This is a genomic window from Bacillus sp. EKM202B, assembly GCF_011066025.1.
Lineage (GTDB): Bacteria > Bacillota > Bacilli > Bacillales > Bacillaceae_G > Bacillus_A > Bacillus_A toyonensis.
This window is the reverse complement of record NZ_JAAMNK010000054.1, coordinates 1-17,450: the sequence shown is the minus strand read 5'-3', so window position 1 is coordinate 17,450 and position 17,450 is coordinate 1. Positions and strand designations below refer to the sequence as shown.

Here is a 17,450-nt window from a genome sequence, read left to right as displayed (position 1 = left end):
CCCGTGGTGTAGTGGTTAACATGCCTGCCTGTCACGCAGGAGATCGCCGGTTCGACCCCGGTCGGGACCGCCATTTTATATAAAGAAAAGAACGAAACAAGTTGTTTCGTATTTTTTTATTTGTTTTAACAAAAAACTAATAAAGACAGTCAAACTATCCTTAGGACAACTCCTAAGGACTTTTTTATATATTCAAAACCTGTATAATAAAGAGCAGAGAACATTGTGAGTAAAGTAGGTGAAGTCTGTGAGTAAATATGAAGTAACAACAAAATCTTCTGAGGAAACACAAAGATTATCAGAAAAACTAGGTGAACTTGCCCGGGCACAAGATGTAATTATTTTAGAAGGAGATCTTGGAGCTGGTAAAACGACTTTTACAAAAGGGCTAGCAAAAGGTCTTGGCGTGAAAAGAGTTGTAAATAGTCCTACCTTTAACATTATTAAAGAATATAAAGGAAGATTGCCGTTATATCATATGGACGTGTATCGTTTAGCGGAAAGTGAAGAAGACTTAGGTTTTGATGAGTACTTCTATGGTGAAGGAATTACGGTAGTAGAATGGGCTCATTTGATAGAAGCATATTTACCGAATGAAAAGTTACAAATTAGTTTATTCCATGCTGGAGATGACACAAGGAAAATTGTACTCGAGCCAGTTGGAGACCGTTATATTAGATTATGTGAGGAGCTATTACAAGATGAAAGTACTAGCAATTGATACTTCAAATTACGTAATGGGTGTATCCCTTATTGAGGAAGAAAACGTAATTGGGGAAATCATTACAAATTTAACAAAAAACCATTCTGTACGCCTTATGCCAGCTGTAGAGCAACTATTAAAAGAATGTGGTGTAAAACCAAAAGAATTAACTAAAATCGTTGTGGCTGCTGGACCTGGATCATATACAGGAGTTCGCATAGGTGTGACAGCGGCAAAAACATTAGCTTGGTCACTTCAAATACCAATCGTAGGTGTATCAAGTTTAGAAGTAGTAGCTGCAAACGGTGCTAACTTTAGTGGGTTAATTTGTCCTTTATTTGATGGAAGACGTGGACAAATTTATACTGGATTATATACATATGAAGGAGAGCAGTTAACTTCAATAGAAGAAGATCGAATTATTCTTATTGTAGACTGGTTGCAAATGTTAAAAGATAAAGGACAGCCTGTTTTATTTATCGGTAACGATGTTAAATTGCATAAAGAAACAATTATAGAACATTTAGGCAATCAAGCTGTATTTGCTCCTTTCACTAAAAATAACCCAAGACCAAGTGAGTTAGCTTTCTTAGGGTTACAAAAAGAGGAACAAGATGTACATTCATTTGTTCCTAGTTACCTTCGTTTAGCTGAAGCTGAAACAAAGTGGTTAGAAAGTCAAAACAAGTAGGAGCTTGCAGAAGATGGATATGATATTTAGAAAGATGGAACTCGATGATATCGCTCAAATTGTAGCTATTGAAGAAGCATCTTTTTCAACTCCTTGGACTGCAGATGCCTTTCAACGTGAATTAACGATGAATGAACATGCACATTATGTTGTGCTAGAAAAAGATGGCCTTGTAATCGGGTATTGTGGATTGTGGATAATTATTGATGAATCACATATCACAAATATAGCTATTTTGCCAGAATACCGAGGTCAAAAGTTAGGAGATGCCCTATTGAAAGAAGTTATTTCCGTAGCGAAAGAACTAGGGGTAAAAACAATGACGCTTGAAGTACGCGTATCAAATGAAGTAGCAAAGCAGTTATACAAAAAATACGGATTTCAAAATGGTGGAATTCGTAAACGATACTATGCAGACAATCAGGAAGATGGTCTTGTAATGTGGGTGAATATATAATGGAAAAAAATACGATTATACTTGGTATTGAAACAAGCTGCGATGAAACAGCAGTAGCAGTTGTTAAAAATGGAACGCAAATCATTGCGAACGTCGTTGCATCACAAATTGAAAGTCATAAGCGTTTTGGCGGGGTTGTACCAGAGATTGCATCCCGTCACCATGTAGAAGAAATTACAGTTGTGTTAGAAGAAGCTTTAAAAGAAGCGAATATAACTTTCGAGGATATTGATGCAATTGCTGTAACAGAGGGACCCGGTTTAGTAGGAGCACTTTTAATAGGAGTAAATGCAGCGAAGGCGGTAGCCTTTGCACATGATATTCCTCTAGTTGGTGTTCATCATATTGCTGGCCATATTTATGCGAATCGTTTAGTAAAAGAAGTTCAATTCCCACTACTATCACTTGTTGTATCTGGTGGACATACAGAACTTGTTTATATGAAAGAACATGGTTCATTTGAAGTGATTGGTGAAACACGAGATGATGCAGCAGGAGAAGCATATGATAAAGTAGCTCGTACGCTATCTATGCCGTATCCAGGTGGTCCTCATATTGATCGCCTTGCGCATGAAGGGAAGCCAACAATTGATTTGCCTCGTGCATGGCTAGAACCCGATTCGTATGATTTCAGCTTTAGTGGATTGAAATCAGCAGTTATCAACACTGTGCATAACGCAAAACAACGTGGTATAGAAATTGCACCGGAAGATTTAGCAGCAAGCTTTCAAGAGAGTGTAATTGATGTACTTGTAACGAAAGCATCTCGTGCAGCAGAAGCGTATAATGTAAAGCAATTGCTTCTTGCTGGTGGAGTAGCTGCTAATAAAGGGCTTCGTGCACGTCTAGAAGAAGAGTTTGCACGAAAAGAAGATATAGAGCTAATTATCCCGCCGTTATCTTTATGCACAGACAATGCAGCAATGATTGCAGCTGCAGGTACAATTGCATACGAACAAGGAAAACGTGCGACATTAGCTTTAAATGCAAACCCAGGCTTAGATATTGAAGCATAGTTATACACAAAATTAACCACAGCTTGTGGATAAAACCCATATTATCTGTTGATAATGTGGGTTTTATTGTGTATATAAACTGTTAATAACTTTTTTGTTAAATGTGGATAATGTGGAAAAGTTATTTTGATGTTTATTTTATAAAGGTGGATATGTGTATAACCTTGTGGATAAAACGGATGAAGTCTGACCTTTAAATGAATTCTTTTTCGGGAAATAAAAACGAGAAGATATCCTAAAAAACTTTTGAAAAATCCTCCTCTTATCATATTGGTTGCTGCAATTGTCAATCTTTGTCGGGAAAACGATGTTTCTTGTCGAATTGTTTATATATTTTAAGTTAAGGTATGTGCATTCAAAAAATCGTCGATATAATTTCATGTACTACGAAACTGATTCTAAAGGGAAATAAAAAGGATGTCATCTAGTCAAAAATCCTCGACTGATGAGACATCCTTTTTGTTTAAATTAGCTTATATATGCAGTTCTTCCCATTCTGCCATACAGGCTTCAAGTTGTTCTTGTAATGTTTGTTTTTTCGTTGTAATCTCACTAGCCTTTTCATAATCTGCATATATTTCTGGTAAGCAAAGCTGATCCTCTAACGTAGCAATTTCTTCTTCTAAGCTTACGATGTTTTGTTCTAGTTCTTCGATTTTTCGAGTGCGTTGACGTTCTAATTGTTTACGCTCTTTTTCTTCGAGATAATTTAATTTTTCTTGAGCTACAGTTTTTTGAACAGGTGCCTGATTTTCTTGCTGTTCTTGTTGTTCAAATGCTGCGCGTTCAATCATTTCATTTTTCTTCTCCACATAGTAATCGTAATCACCTAAATACTCTTGCGCACCTTCTGTTGATAATTCGACAACTGTAGTCGTTACGCGATTAATGAAGTAGCGGTCATGTGAAACGAATAGAAGAGTTCCTGGATAATCAATTAAAGCATTCTCCAAAATTTCTTTACTATTTAAATCAAGATGGTTCGTTGGCTCATCGAGAATTAATAAATTGGATTTTTGCATCATAAGTTTTGCGAGAGCTAATTGGGCCTTTTGTCCACCACTAAGAGAAGATACTGGTTTTAGTACATCATCCCCTGTGAATAAAAAATTACCTAATATAGTGCGAATTTCTTTTTCGGGTTGAAGCGGATATTCATCCCATAGTTCATTTAAAACGCGCTTAGAAGATGTTAAGTTAGCTTGCTCTTGATCATAATAACCAACAGATACATTTGATCCGAAAGCAACATCTCCATGTAATAGCTGTAACTTATTCACAATGGATTTTAATAATGTGGATTTTCCAATTCCATTCGGTCCAACTAAGGCAACACTATCTCCCCGAGTTAAGCGCATATTTACATGTTCAATAATAGGATCCTCATCATAACCGATGGTTGCATCTTTTACTTGTAAAACATCATTTCCACTTTGTTTTTCAATATCGAAGTGGAATGAGGCTGATTTAGAGTCACCTAATGGTCTGGTTAATAATTCCATTCTATCTAATTGTTTACGACGGCTTTGTGCACGTTTTGTCGTAGATGCACGTGCTATATTTTTTTGAACGAAGTCCTCAAGTTTAGCGATTTCATCTTGTTGCTTTTCGTAACGCTTCATTTCTTGTTCGTATAGGGCTGATTTTAAGTCTAAATATTTACTGTAGTTACCAACAAATCGTCTGCTTTCTTTATTCGAAATTTCATATACTTGTGTAACAAGCTTATCTAAGAAATAACGGTCATGAGAAACGATTAAAATTGCGCCAGGATAACCTTGTAAGTATTGCTCAAGCCACGTTAATGTTTCGATGTCTAAATGGTTTGTAGGCTCGTCTAAAATAAGTAAGTCTGGTTTCGTTAATAATAATTTCCCAAGAGCTAATCTCGTTTTTTGTCCGCCACTTAACGTAGAAATTGTCGTCTGATGCGTTTCAACAGGGAAACCAAGACCGCTTAAAATGGAGCGAATATCTGCTTCGTACTGATAGCCGCCTTGATCTTTATAATCTAATTGCAATTGGTCATAATCAGCTAATAATTCTTCATATGTAGCGGCATTTGAAAAGTTTTCTTCTTTTCCCATTTCTTGCTCTAGCCTTCGAAGTTTTGTCTCCATTTGCTGTAGGTGTGTAAAGACGGTTAGCATTTCATCCCAAATTGTTAATGATGTTTCTAATCCAGTATTTTGAGCTAAGTACCCAATTGAGACATCTTTCGGTTTTATAATTTCGCCGCCATCATGAGATAATTCACCGGCGATAATTTTTAATAATGTAGATTTTCCGGCTCCATTTCGTCCAACTAAAGCGATACGATCTTTCGTTTGCACTTCCAATTTTATGTTTGCAAGAATCGTTTCGGCACCGTATAATTTTGAAAGCCCGTTTACTTGTAATAAAATCAATGTTTTCACCTCAAATAATTTCTTAACTTTGCCATGTTTATATTTCTCAATCATACTAAAAATAGTGTATAGTTTAAAATAAAGAGAGAATACTTCTTCTCTTTATTATACAAGGAAATTCATAAGTACTAAACTTCTGTATTCGATTCAAGTATATGAATAAAGATAGGAAGAGAGGAGAGGTTATATGGATCAGCAGAAAATTCCGCAAGCCACTGCTAAACGATTGCCTCTATACTATCGATTTATCCAAAACTTATCTCTTTCTGGTAAGCAACGTGTTTCATCAGCCGAATTGAGTGAAGCGGTAAAGGTTGATTCCGCAACTATTCGAAGAGATTTCTCATACTTTGGAGCATTAGGGAAAAAGGGATATGGATATAACGTAAATTATTTATTATCATTTTTCCGTGAAACACTCGATCAAGATGATATAACACGTGTAGCGCTTATTGGAGTAGGTAATTTAGGGACCGCTTTCTTACATTATAATTTCACGAAAAACAATAATACAAAAATTGAAATGGCATTTGATGTTAGTGAAGAGAAAGTTGGAACAGAAATCGGGGGTATTCCTGTATATCATTTAGATGAATTAGAAGAAAGGTTATCAAATGATATACAAGTGGCAATATTAACAGTACCCGCTACAGTAGCGCAATCTGTAGCCGATAGATTGGCAGAAACAAACGTGCACGGTATTTTAAACTTCACACCAGCACGCTTAAATGTGTCAGAGAATATAAGAATTCATCATATTGATTTAGCTGTAGAGCTACAAACGCTTGTTTACTTTTTAAAGAATTATCCACAATAAAACGCAGAGGAGGTGACCTCTGCGTTTTATTATTGTTTTTTCTTTGTGAATTTCACTAATATAAGGCGAAGTGCCAAATTAAAATCAATTGTTGCCATAACTGCAAATAGTATTGTCCACATATTCCAGATTGTATCTGTCACGTTCGTAATGGCGAAACGTGTAAAGATACATCCGAGAAGGAAATACAATGCAGCCATGAACAATGGTGAGTTTCTCATACAAAAAATCCTCCGATAAAGCCTTGCATTTTTTCAGCTTCTTTAATCATTTCTTGAATTTGTTCATTGCTCATGAAAATCTGTCCAATGGCAACTAATGTATTCATTGCTACATGGGCTGCTATAGGAACGATAATGCGTTTCGTTTTTACATATAAGAAGGCGAATACGAGCCCCATAGAAGTGTATACCAATAGGTGAGTAAAATCAAAATGAATCGCTGCGAATACGAGTGAACTAATAATAGCAGCAACGAAGAAATTAAATCTCTTATAAAGTGTACCAAATAAAATTTTTCTAAATACGATTTCTTCTAAAATAGGTCCGATTATAGATATAACAATAAGGAACCAAGGTGTCGTTCTTGCGATGTCCATAAGTCGGTCTGTATTCTCAGATCCAGGTGTAATCCCTAATAGATACATTTCAATCATACCTGCAATACTTTGTGAGATGATTGCTAAGAAGAACCCGATAAAAATCCACCCGATTGTAGCTGGAACAGAAGAGCGCATTGCATCTAAATGCCTGTCACGAATATCTGTTCTAAGTAACCAAATTACAACGCATAGTGCAATGAAAAAGCTAATAATAGACCAATGTCCGGTTATTAGTTGAAACTTTTCCTCGTTGGTAAATCCTCTATTATCGTATAGTCCGGTTTTCAGAAGAAGTGGTAATCCGGCAATACCCGACAATTGCATTAAAATGTATGTAACGATAATCCACCAATATTGTTTCTTCAAATGGTTTAACCATCCTTTCTAACTCTAGTGTATGAGATAAGGCAGGATAACATGTAATATGCTACCTACGATATAAACTTTCATTCGAATTATGTTTTTTTTTGTAAATCTGCATTGGAAATTAAAATAGAAGACAGGAAAAAGTTGTGTGTGTAGCGAAAACAACTTAGGGTGTCTTTCATATTGTAACATACGAGTAGTGGAAACAACGATTCATATAGTAAAGGTAGTAGAAGAAGGATTTTATATAGAAGAGTATATATAGTAATTTGCGAAAAAATTATGATTTTTTTACTTGCAAAAGAAATTGAGATTATTTATTATTATAAGTGTGTTAGCACTCGGGTGACTCGAGTGCTAATAAAAAATTTACATAACACAATGAGGAGGTTATTGTTCATGCTAAAGCCATTAGGTGATCGCGTTGTAATTGAGCTTGTTCAAGCAGAAGAAAAAACAGCAAGTGGTATTGTATTACCAGACACTGCAAAAGAAAAACCACAAGAGGGTAAAGTTATTGCAGTAGGTACTGGTCGAGTGCTTGAAAATGGTGAGCGTGTTGCTTTAGAGGTAGCAGCAGGTGATCTTATCATCTTCTCAAAATATGCAGGTACTGAAGTAAAATACGAAGGTACAGACTACTTGATTTTACGTGAAAGTGACATTTTAGCAGTTATCGGTTAATTATATAAATCTTAAAAATTCCAAGGGGGTCAATTATTATGGCAAAAGATATTAAATTTAGTGAAGAAGCACGTCGTTCGATGCTTCGCGGTGTCGACACTCTTGCAAACGCAGTAAAAGTAACGCTTGGACCAAAAGGTCGTAACGTTGTACTTGAGAAAAAATTCGGTTCACCACTTATTACAAATGATGGTGTAACAATCGCAAAAGAAATCGAATTAGAAGATGCATTCGAAAACATGGGTGCAAAATTAGTAGCAGAAGTTGCTAGCAAAACAAACGATGTAGCTGGTGACGGAACGACAACTGCAACTGTATTAGCGCAAGCTATGATTCGTGAAGGTCTTAAAAACGTAACAGCTGGTGCAAACCCAATGGGTCTTCGTAAAGGTATCGAAAAAGCTGTTACTGCTGCAATTGAAGAATTAAAAGCGATTTCTAAACCAATTGAAGGTAAATCTTCTATCGCACAAGTAGCTGCTATTTCTGCGGCTGACGAAGAAGTAGGTCAATTAATCGCTGAAGCAATGGAGCGCGTTGGTAACGACGGCGTTATTACTTTAGAAGAATCTAAAGGATTCACAACGGAATTAGACGTAGTAGAAGGTATGCAATTTGATCGTGGATATGCATCTCCTTACATGATTACTGATTCTGACAAAATGGAAGCTGTTCTTGATAACCCATATATCTTAATTACTGACAAAAAGATTTCTAACATCCAAGAAATCTTACCAGTATTAGAGCAAGTGGTACAACAAGGTAAACCACTTCTTATCATTGCTGAAGATGTAGAAGGCGAAGCTTTAGCTACATTAGTAGTGAACAAACTTCGTGGTACATTCAATGTAGTGGCTGTTAAAGCTCCTGGATTTGGTGACCGTCGTAAAGCAATGCTAGAAGATATCGCAATCTTAACTGGTGGCGAAGTAATCACTGAAGAATTAGGACGTGACTTAAAATCTGCTACAGTTGAATCTTTAGGACGCGCTGGTAAAATCGTTGTAACGAAAGAAAACACAACTGTAGTTGAAGGTATTGGAAACACACAACAAATCGAAGCTCGCATCGGTCAAATCCGTGCGCAATTAGAAGAAACAACTTCTGAATTCGATCGTGAAAAATTACAAGAGCGTCTTGCTAAATTAGCTGGTGGCGTAGCGGTAATTAAAGTAGGTGCAGCAACTGAAACTGAGTTAAAAGAGCGCAAACTTCGCATTGAAGATGCACTTAACTCAACTCGTGCAGCAGTAGAAGAAGGTATCGTTGCAGGTGGTGGTACTTCACTTATGAACGTATACACGAAAGTAGCTTCTATCGTAGCTGAAGGCGACGAAGCAACAGGTATCAACATCGTACTTCGTGCACTAGAAGAGCCAGTTCGTCAAATCGCAATCAACGCTGGTCTAGAAGGATCTGTAGTTGTAGAGCGTCTAAAAGGCGAAAAAGTAGGCGTTGGTTTCAACGCAGCTACTGGCGAATGGGTTAACATGCTTGAGTCTGGTATCGTAGATCCAGCTAAAGTAACTCGTTCTGCACTTCAAAACGCAGCATCTGTTGCAGCTATGTTCTTAACAACTGAAGCTGTAGTTGCTGATAAGCCAGAACCAAATGCACCAGCAATGCCTGACATGGGCGGCATGGGCATGGGCGGTATGGGCGGAATGATGTAATAAGCATCACTCTGTGAAGCTGTTCAATGTATAAATAGTTAATTAGAAGAAGGCTACTTCCTTGATAAAAGGAGGTAGTCTTTTTTGTTGTTAAGATGTATATAAAAGGTTTCTGGAAGGTCGCAAGTTTAGAGAGAGAATGGAGGGGAATATTCAAGCTTCTTTTATTACGGTAATATTCAATATAATTCCAATTGAATATATAATTCTTTTAACATTTATGATACAGTCAAAAGGGATTTTTCTTATTTTTTAGTCGAGATAATAAGTCTCCTAGTTCTTATTGTCTATGAGAGAAGATGGCGGTAGCCTAGTTAGTGAGGTATATGATGCAGATTAAAGAAAATTTGGGTAGAAACATTTTTTCGAAAATATTAGTAGTATGTGGTTTGGCGATGTTTGTCATTACACTTTATAATTCATTTCAAATAGAGAAATCTACCTATTCCTCGGTCGCTGTGTTAATTCTGGAGATAGTAGCAACTATTTTGGTGCTCGGAATAATATCATTTTTAGCAAATCGTTTTTTAACAGTTAATCAATTTTTGCTCATTCTCATAGTTACAGCCTTTGCAATTAGGTTGTTATGGATCATTTTTGAAAAAACAGTACCTATCTCGGATTTTTCTGTAATGTATGAAAGTGCTCAACAAGCTGTAAAGGGTAATTTTGCATTTATTACAGATGAATACTATATGAGTTGGACATACCAATTGGGATTCACATATTATGAGGCTATATTAATAAAAATTTTTGGTAATCATCTGTTTATATTGAAGTTATTTAATATTTTTTGGAGCGTAGGTACTGCCGTGATTATTTATTTTATGGGTAAAACCATTTTTAATGAATACAGTGCGAGAACTGCGGCAATATTTTACGCGCTTTACATACCTAATATTATCTATAGCTCTGTATTAACAAATCAATATATTTCTACCTTTTTCTTTTTTTTAGGACTGTATGTTTTAATTACAAAAGGTTTTTCAACTAAATACGGTTGGGGTTTAACAGGGTTACTGTTAAGCATTGGAAATATTATGAGACCGTTAGGAAGTTTCTTTTTATTGGCGGTTTTTGTTTATGTATTAATTTATAAGATACTTCCGTTTAGAAAAAAAGAAACGTTAAACTACGTAAAAAAATTAGTGGGAATAGTGATTGTATATTTTCTAGTGATGCAAATTGTAAGTATTTTCTTAATGAACACGGGATTAGCGAAAAAACCATTGTCGAACCAAATGCCATATTGGAAATTTGTTGTGGGATTCAATTATGATTCGATTGGTGGATGGAATCAGCCAGATGTTGTTTACCTTAGTCAATTTAAACTTGGGAAGGAAAGAAATGATGCTTCCATTGCTTTGATCAAGGACAGATTGAAGGACAAAGAGAAAGTTCGTCAATTACTTGTATTGAAAGTTGAAAAAATGTGGAGTAATCCTGATGATGCACCTGGTTGGGCTTTGGAGTGGGGGGAACTGAATAAACCACACTTACAACAAATGCTGACAAAATATGAAAGGCTTATGTATATTACATGTTGTATATTTGCGATTGGTACCATTTCATTATATAGAAGAAATGATTCAATATATCCTCTTTTATATATTTTGTTTGGCGGATATGTGGTTATTCATTTGTTTGTCGAAGTTCAAACTAGGTATCGTTTTGACATTTTGCCCGTTATTTTTTTATTTGTGGGATACGGGGTATTTGTAATGAAAAATGGTGTTACACGATTAATGGGTAGAAAACAACAGAAAAAAGTTGAATAATAGGATAAAACACAAAAAACATTTCTATATGGAAATGTTTTTTGTGTTTTAGTGGGAAAGAAATTAATTTCTGTAGAATTTTGTCGCTTTCTCTCTTGACCACATCGACACTTCATTGTTAGAATCTAGGAAGATAATATAAAACGATCCTTCATATATCCTCAATGATATGGTTTGAGAGTCTCTACCGGGTTACCGTAAACAACCTGACTATGAAGGCAGTGTGTCTTATATTTATAAAGAGCGGAGACTATCTTTCTTTATAAAGCCAGACCCCTGCCTTTTCTTTGTTATGAGACTAGAGGCGGAGGACTGGCTTTTTTTATTATATTGGTAATGCTTTTCGCCAAATTGGTGAAAATATTTATATACGAGAACTAACGTTGGGGTGATTATTTTGAAAAAGCAGCACGATACAATTATCGTTTTAGATTTTGGAAGTCAGTACAATCAGTTAATAGCACGTCGAATTCGTGAGTTCGGTGTATACAGTGAACTTCATCCACATACAATTACTGCAGAAGAAATTAAAGCAATGAATCCAAAAGGGATTATTTTCTCTGGTGGACCAAATAGTGTATACGGTGAAGGTGCATTACATTGTGATGAAAAAATCTTTGAACTAGGATTACCGATTTTCGGTATTTGTTACGGTATGCAGCTTATGACACAACACTTCGGTGGTAAAGTAGAACGTGCAAACCACCGTGAGTACGGAAAAGCTGTTCTTAAAGTAGAGAACGAATCAAAATTATATACGAACCTTCCAGAAGAGCAAGTTGTATGGATGAGTCATGGTGACTTAGTAACTGGTTTACCTGAAGGATTCGTAGTAGACGCAACAAGCGAGTCTTGCCCAATTGCTGGTATGAGCAATGAAGCGAAAAACTTATACGGTGTACAATTCCACCCAGAAGTACGTCACTCTGAGCACGGTAACGATTTAATTAAAAACTTCGTATTCGGCGTATGTGGTTGTTCTGAAGGATGGAACATGGAGAACTTTATCGAAGTAGAATTAGAGAAGATCCGTGAAACTGTTGGAGACAAAAAAGTACTATGCGCACTTAGTGGCGGTGTAGATTCTTCTGTTGTAGCAGTATTAATTCATAAAGCAATTGGCGACCAGTTAACATGTATTTTCGTTGACCACGGCTTACTTCGTAAAGGTGAAGCAGAAGGCGTTATGAAAACATTTAGCGAAGGCTTCCATATGAACGTTATTAAAGTGGATGCACAAGAACGCTTTATGAACAAGTTAAAAGGTGTAGAAGATCCAGAACAAAAACGTAAAATTATCGGTAACGAATTCATTTACGTATTTGATGATGAAGCTTCTAAATTACAAGGTATGGACTTCCTAGCACAAGGTACACTTTACACAGACATCGTTGAAAGTGGTACAGCAACTGCACAAACAATTAAATCTCACCATAACGTTGGTGGACTTCCGGAAGACATGCAGTTCAAATTAATTGAGCCTTTAAACACGTTATTTAAAGATGAAGTACGTGTATTAGGATCTGAATTAGGAATTCCTGATGAAATCGTATGGCGTCAACCATTCCCAGGTCCAGGACTTGGTATTCGTGTATTAGGTGAAATCACAGAAGAGAAATTAGAAATCGTTCGTGAATCTGATGCGATTTTACGTGAAGAAATTATTAAAGCGGGCTTAGACCGCGAAATTTGGCAATACTTCACTGCGCTTCCTGGTATGCGTAGCGTAGGTGTTATGGGTGACGAGCGTACTTACGATTACACAGTAGGTATCCGTGCAGTAACATCTATCGACGGTATGACAGCTGACTGGGCACGTATCCCTTGGGACGTATTAGAGAAAATCTCTGTACGTATCGTAAACGAAGTAAAACACGTTAACCGTATCGTGTATGATGTAACGAGTAAGCCACCAGCAACTATTGAGTGGGAATAGTATTATAAAAAAGATCCATCTTTTGCTCATGCATAGATGGATCTTTTTGTTTTCAGTATTAATACGAACAAAAATATGAAATTTTATAAAATTGTTCGTTTTTAAATTGACAAAAATACTTTCAAGAGTTAATATGAGTATGTAATTCAAACGAAAAGTGAATATTATGCCGTCGTATAATATCGGGGATATGGCCCGAAAGTTTCTACCTAGCTACCGTAAATGGCTTGACTACGAGGCGTTTTTATAAAGATGAGGGGAAACTTGTCTTTGTTTATAGAACGCTTCCATGTATATGCAATGGAAGCCTTTTTTATTTTTATAGATAAAAGAGGGCTAGGGTGAAATGCGGCGAGTAATCATATAACGGGGGAAACGTAGGATGAAACGCTATTTTCAATTTGATGAGCTCGGTACGAATTATAAGACTGAGTTCATAGCAGGGTTAACGACATTTCTATCTATGGCTTACGTACTATTTGTCAATCCTGCTACGCTGTCACTTGGAAATGTTAAAGGGTTACCAGCAGGTACAGGAATGGATCCAGGTGCAGTATTCGTTGCGACAGCATTAGCGGCCGCGATCGGTTCGTTAATTATGGGTATTTTCGCAAAGTATCCAATTGCTTTAGCCCCAGGTATGGGAATTAACGCGTTCTTTGCTTATACAGCAGTTTTAACGATGGGTATTCCGTGGCAAACAGCAATTGCCGGAACGTTAATGTCAGGTATTATCTTTATTATTCTTACAGCTTCAGGTATTCGTGAAAAAATCATTAATGCAATTCCATCGGAGTTAAAGTTTGCAGTAGCAGCAGGTATCGGATTGTTCATTGCCTTTCTTGGATTCCAAAATGCCGGAATTATCGTGAAAAATGATGCTGTTCTTGTTGGGTTGGGGGACTTAACAAAGGGCACAACGTTACTAGCAATCTTTGGGGTTGTTACTACGATCATCTTCATGATTAAGAAAATCAATGGTGCAGTATTTTACGGTATGATTCTTACAGCGATCTTAGGAGTGGCAACAGGATTGATTGATACTCCGAAAGCTGTAGTGGGAGCGATACCGAGTCTAGAACCAACGTTCGGTGCTGCGTTAACTCATTTCGGAGACATTTTCACTATTCAAATGGGGATTGTAATTATAACGTTCTTCTTTATCGATTTCTTTGATACAGCAGGTACGCTTGTAGCGGTTGCGAATCAAGCTGGATTAATGAAGAATAATAAATTACCACGTGCAGGAAAAGCGTTATTCGCAGATGCAATTGCAACTGTAATCGGTGCGATCCTAGGTACATCAACAACAACGTCTTACATTGAGTCGTCTGCAGGGGTAGCAGCGGGTGGACGTTCTGGATTTACAGCAGTTGTAACAGCTGGATTCTTCTTGCTGGCGCTATTCTTCTCACCACTATTAAGTGTTGTGACACCAGCTGTAACGGCGCCAGCACTAATTATTGTAGGGATCTTGATGGTTTCATCTTTAGGCGAAATTGATTGGAAGAAATTCGAGATTGCAGTACCAGCATTCTTTACGATCATTTCAATGCCGCTTACGTATAGTATTGCAACAGGGATTGCGATTGGCTTTATCTTCTATCCAATTACAATGGTAGTAAGTGGTCGCCGTAAAGAGATTCATCCAATTATGTATGTTATGGGAGTTTTATTCGTACTATATTTCATCTACGTTCGTAAATAAAAGGGGTTTTTTTGAAAGGTCTAGACTTAAGGGGAGTCTAGACCTTTTTTGCGTCTTCAGAAAATCTTAAGGATTTCCGAGCGTTTTTCTTCAGAAGTTTTCCTATAATAGAAGTTAGGGATTAAAAAAGTGATGGGGGAGATATTGTGGCGCACGAAACAATACTTGTCGTAGATGATGAAAAAGAAATTAGGAATCTTATTACAATCTATTTAAAGAATGAAGGATATAAAGTGTTGCAAGCAGGAGACGGAGAAGAAGGATTACGTTTACTAGAAGAAAATGAAGTACATCTAGTCGTATTAGATATTATGATGCCAAAGGTAGATGGTATTCATATGTGTATGAAAGTAAGAGAATCGAAAGAAATGCCAATTATTATGCTTTCTGCGAAAACGCAAGATATGGATAAAATTTTAGGATTAACAACAGGTGCAGATGATTACGTAACGAAACCATTTAATCCGTTAGAGTTAATCGCAAGAATTAAATCTCAGTTACGTCGTTATATGAAGATGAATGGTTTTGCTATTCAAAATGAGGACGAGTTAGAAATTGGAGAGATGAAAATAAACATCTCCACTCATACAGTTATTGTGGATGGAGAAGAAGTGAAACTGACCCCGAGGGAATTTTCAATTTTAGAATTATTAGTTCGTAATCCGGGGATGGTCTTTAGCGCGGAACAAATTTATGAAAAGGTTTGGAACGAAAGATCTTTCCAGTCGGATAACACGGTAATGGTTCATATTCGGAAAGTGCGTGAAAAGATTGAGGAGAATCCAAGGAAGCCAATATATATAAAAACAGTATGGGGAGTGGGGTATAAGATTGAAAAAGATATTTAATCCATTTACTTATATTAGGAAAATTCGAGAATTAATTGGAAAAATAATGAAGAGTGTGAAACGGAGTGTGCGAATTCAACTTATTACTGCGTTTACTGCTTGTGCGTTATTAGGTCTCTTTGTATCAACGAAGATAGTAGCTCCTATTTTTGAGGATGCTAGTCGACATGCTGAGATTAATTATAAAGATGGTATGGAACAAATTAATCGTAAAGCACAAAGTACAGCGGAAATGATGGTTGATGCAAATAAATTAGATGCTGTACAAAGTATGATAGAGCTAGAAAATGAAAATTTAGAGCAGAGGCAGGATGCTTTTAAAATATTAGTTACCGATGAGAGTGGTAAGGTTTTGTATAAAACGAAGCAGGCGCAAGAAGAACAAATTAATTTGCATAATACAATTCGTAATGCAACTTCATTTGCTATCAATTATTCGAATAATAATGATATTGAAAGATCTAGAAAAGAATTTATTACTTTCTCACCTATTACGATTGAAGGTAAGAATTTATATATGTTTGTGAGCGGAATTCCTCAAGGGGAAGTAGTATATTATAAAGTAGAAGGACCATTCCCATTTTTAATTGGTGTACTCGTATTCATTTTCTCTTTCTTCTATATAACAAAGAGAAAGATGAAGCAAATTGAAGCGATGGCACAAGGTGTAAAGGAAATAGAAAAAGGCAACTTAGCGTACCGTATTGAGAAAAAGGGTGAGGATGAGATTGCGTCTTTAACTGAGAATATTAATAATATGGCAGAAGAGCTTATGAATAATATAGAAAAGGAACGTAAATTAGAGAAGCAAAAGAACGAGCTTATTACGAATGTATCTCACGATTTACGTACACCACTTACTTCTATTATGGGTTACTTGCGATTACTTCGAGATTCTAAATATGAAAATAAAGAACAACATGATGAGTATACGAGAATTGCTTTTACGAAGTCGGAGCAGTTAAAGAATTTAATAGAAGATTTATTTGAGTATACGAAGTTAACAAATGAGCAAGTTGTATTAGAAAAACAAGAGGTTTGTATAAATGAGTTATTGGAGCAATTAATAGAAGAGTTAGTACCGCAGGCAGAAGAGCATGGACTTGCGTTTGTTAAGAAGTTTCCTGAGGAACGTGCCTATGCAGCGGTTGATTCAGAAAAGATGGTTCGTGTGTTTGATAATTTATTAATGAACGCGATTAAGTATAGTAAAGATGATGGGGAGATAAAAGTTTCTCTTCAAAGGCAGCGCCGGGAAGTGCAAATTGTAATTGCGAATCATAGTGAAGAGTTTACGAGAGAAGAGTTAGGGAGTTTGTTCGAACGTTTTTATAAGAAGGATCAATCTAGAAGTAGAGTAACAGAAGGATCGGGACTTGGATTAGCTATTGCGAAAAGTATTGTTGAATTGCAGGGGGGGAGTATTCGAGCTGAATATGAGGATGGTATTATTCAATTCATCGTCGCGTTACCTATTATAGAAAAATAATAAACGAATAGAATGTTCTATGGTAAAAAGGCGTATTTTAAAAGGAATACGCCTTTTTATATTTTTTTAGAAAAACATGTTGACGATTAGAGTACAGAGGTGTAATATAGAACAAGTCGCCGATGCAATAACGCAGAAAACGACAAACGAAATAAAAAACTTAGTTGACATTGAAACATGAAGATGTTAACATAAGGGAGTCGCAAATGAGCGACCGAGTAGTTCTTTGAAAACTGAACGAAACAAACAACGTGAAACGTCAATTTTTATTTTTA

The 17,450-nt window shown here is 36.3% G+C and carries 15 protein-coding genes and 2 riboswitches; of the genes, 12 read left to right on the top strand and 3 right to left on the bottom strand.

Annotated features, from left to right (window positions below):
• The first annotated feature begins 247 nt into the window (after positions 1-247).
• Genes tsaE through tsaD form a run of 4 tightly spaced genes read left to right on the top strand, consistent with a single transcriptional unit; the run spans position 248 to position 2,867 of the window.
• Positions 248-721: a tRNA (adenosine(37)-N6)-threonylcarbamoyltransferase complex ATPase subunit type 1 TsaE gene (gene tsaE, locus G9F74_RS28445; protein ID WP_000049641.1), complete on the top strand. Its 474-nt coding sequence runs from the start codon at positions 248-250 to the stop codon at positions 719-721.
• Positions 702-1,394, top strand: coding sequence for a tRNA (adenosine(37)-N6)-threonylcarbamoyltransferase complex dimerization subunit type 1 TsaB (tsaB, locus tag G9F74_RS28440; protein ID WP_000865744.1), 693 nt, complete (start codon positions 702-704; stop codon positions 1,392-1,394). The genes tsaE and tsaB overlap by 20 nt, the downstream gene beginning before the upstream one ends.
• A gap of 13 nt (positions 1,395-1,407) precedes the next feature.
• Entirely contained in the window at positions 1,408-1,851 is a 444-nt protein-coding gene (gene rimI / locus G9F74_RS28435) for a ribosomal protein S18-alanine N-acetyltransferase (protein ID WP_000367202.1), read from the top strand.
• On the top strand, positions 1,851-2,867 hold the full coding sequence (tsaD, locus tag G9F74_RS28430) for a tRNA (adenosine(37)-N6)-threonylcarbamoyltransferase complex transferase subunit TsaD (protein WP_016107400.1): 1,017 nt from the start codon (positions 1,851-1,853) through the stop codon (positions 2,865-2,867). Before rimI ends, tsaD begins: the two co-directional genes overlap by 1 nt.
• A 473-nt stretch (positions 2,868-3,340) precedes the next feature.
• Here the strand turns inward: tsaD and G9F74_RS28425 are convergent, their stop codons facing one another.
• A complete protein-coding gene (locus G9F74_RS28425) occupies positions 3,341-5,275 on the bottom strand; it encodes an ABC-F family ATP-binding cassette domain-containing protein (RefSeq protein ID WP_207391229.1) in 1,935 nt (644 codons plus the stop codon).
• A gap of 187 nt (positions 5,276-5,462) precedes the next feature.
• Between G9F74_RS28425 and G9F74_RS28420 the strand changes: the two genes are divergently transcribed.
• Complete coding sequence (locus G9F74_RS28420; protein WP_000372701.1) at positions 5,463-6,092, top strand: redox-sensing transcriptional repressor Rex; 630 nt, start codon at positions 5,463-5,465, stop codon at positions 6,090-6,092.
• A gap of 29 nt (positions 6,093-6,121) precedes the next feature.
• Here G9F74_RS28420 and G9F74_RS28415 read toward each other — a convergent pair whose 3' ends face one another.
• Positions 6,122-6,313 (bottom strand): YdiK family protein, encoded by a 192-nt coding sequence (locus G9F74_RS28415; RefSeq protein ID WP_001246201.1) that lies wholly within the window; start codon positions 6,311-6,313, stop codon positions 6,122-6,124.
• Positions 6,310-7,059 carry a CPBP family intramembrane glutamic endopeptidase gene (locus tag G9F74_RS28410; protein WP_000745318.1) on the bottom strand — a complete coding sequence of 250 codons (750 nt, stop codon included), beginning with the start codon at positions 7,057-7,059 and terminating at the stop codon, positions 6,310-6,312. The genes G9F74_RS28415 and G9F74_RS28410 overlap by 4 nt, the downstream gene beginning before the upstream one ends.
• 399 nt (positions 7,060-7,458) lie before the next feature.
• On the opposite strand from G9F74_RS28410, the gene groES reads away from it, so the two are divergent.
• The 7 genes from groES (at position 7,459) to G9F74_RS28375 (ending at position 17,175) form a co-directional block, all read left to right on the top strand.
• On the top strand, positions 7,459-7,743 hold the full coding sequence (gene groES / locus G9F74_RS28405; protein WP_000917306.1) for a co-chaperone GroES: 285 nt from the start codon (positions 7,459-7,461) through the stop codon (positions 7,741-7,743).
• Positions 7,744-7,781: 38 nt separating this feature from the next.
• Positions 7,782-9,416, top strand: a complete 1,635-nt coding sequence (gene groL, locus G9F74_RS28400; protein ID WP_001029987.1) for a chaperonin GroEL — start codon at positions 7,782-7,784, stop codon at positions 9,414-9,416.
• 329 nt (positions 9,417-9,745) lie between these two features.
• Positions 9,746-11,194, top strand: a complete 1,449-nt coding sequence (locus G9F74_RS28395) for a glycosyltransferase family 39 protein (RefSeq protein WP_001165921.1) — start codon at positions 9,746-9,748, stop codon at positions 11,192-11,194.
• 131 nt (positions 11,195-11,325) lie between these two features.
• A riboswitch (purine riboswitch) is annotated at positions 11,326-11,427 on the top strand.
• 164 nt (positions 11,428-11,591) lie between these two features.
• Complete coding sequence (gene guaA, locus G9F74_RS28390) at positions 11,592-13,130, top strand: glutamine-hydrolyzing GMP synthase (protein ID WP_000743919.1); 1,539 nt, start codon at positions 11,592-11,594, stop codon at positions 13,128-13,130.
• Between the two features lie 152 nt (positions 13,131-13,282).
• Positions 13,283-13,384: riboswitch (purine riboswitch) on the top strand.
• Positions 13,385-13,512: 128 nt separating this feature from the next.
• Positions 13,513-14,838 carry an NCS2 family permease gene (locus G9F74_RS28385; protein ID WP_016107402.1) on the top strand — a complete coding sequence of 442 codons (1,326 nt, stop codon included), beginning with the start codon at positions 13,513-13,515 and terminating at the stop codon, positions 14,836-14,838.
• A gap of 146 nt (positions 14,839-14,984) precedes the next feature.
• Positions 14,985-15,686, top strand: a complete 702-nt coding sequence (locus G9F74_RS28380; RefSeq protein ID WP_000929892.1) for a response regulator transcription factor — start codon at positions 14,985-14,987, stop codon at positions 15,684-15,686.
• Positions 15,670-17,175 carry a HAMP domain-containing sensor histidine kinase gene (locus G9F74_RS28375; RefSeq protein WP_016107403.1) on the top strand — a complete coding sequence of 502 codons (1,506 nt, stop codon included), beginning with the start codon at positions 15,670-15,672 and terminating at the stop codon, positions 17,173-17,175. Before G9F74_RS28380 ends, G9F74_RS28375 begins: the two co-directional genes overlap by 17 nt.
• The last annotated feature ends 275 nt before the right edge of the window (positions 17,176-17,450 follow it).

Bases quoted from the DNA above. Each gene is read 5' to 3' on its own strand.
- G9F74_RS28385 (WP_016107402.1), top strand. From the start codon at position 13,513: ATGAAACGCTATTTTCAATTTGATGAGCTCGGTACGAATTATAAGACT.
- tsaB (WP_000865744.1), top strand. From the start codon at position 702: ATGAAAGTACTAGCAATTGATACTTCAAATTACGTAATGGGTGTATCC.
- G9F74_RS28415 (WP_001246201.1), bottom strand. From the start codon at position 6,313: ATGAGAAACTCACCATTGTTCATGGCTGCATTGTATTTCCTTCTCGGA.
- G9F74_RS28395 (WP_001165921.1), top strand. From the start codon at position 9,746: ATGCAGATTAAAGAAAATTTGGGTAGAAACATTTTTTCGAAAATATTA.
- groL (WP_001029987.1), top strand. From the start codon at position 7,782: ATGGCAAAAGATATTAAATTTAGTGAAGAAGCACGTCGTTCGATGCTT.
- G9F74_RS28420 (WP_000372701.1), top strand. From the start codon at position 5,463: ATGGATCAGCAGAAAATTCCGCAAGCCACTGCTAAACGATTGCCTCTA.
- groES (WP_000917306.1), top strand. From the start codon at position 7,459: ATGCTAAAGCCATTAGGTGATCGCGTTGTAATTGAGCTTGTTCAAGCA.
- rimI (WP_000367202.1), top strand. From the start codon at position 1,408: ATGGATATGATATTTAGAAAGATGGAACTCGATGATATCGCTCAAATT.
- tsaD (WP_016107400.1), top strand. From the start codon at position 1,851: ATGGAAAAAAATACGATTATACTTGGTATTGAAACAAGCTGCGATGAA.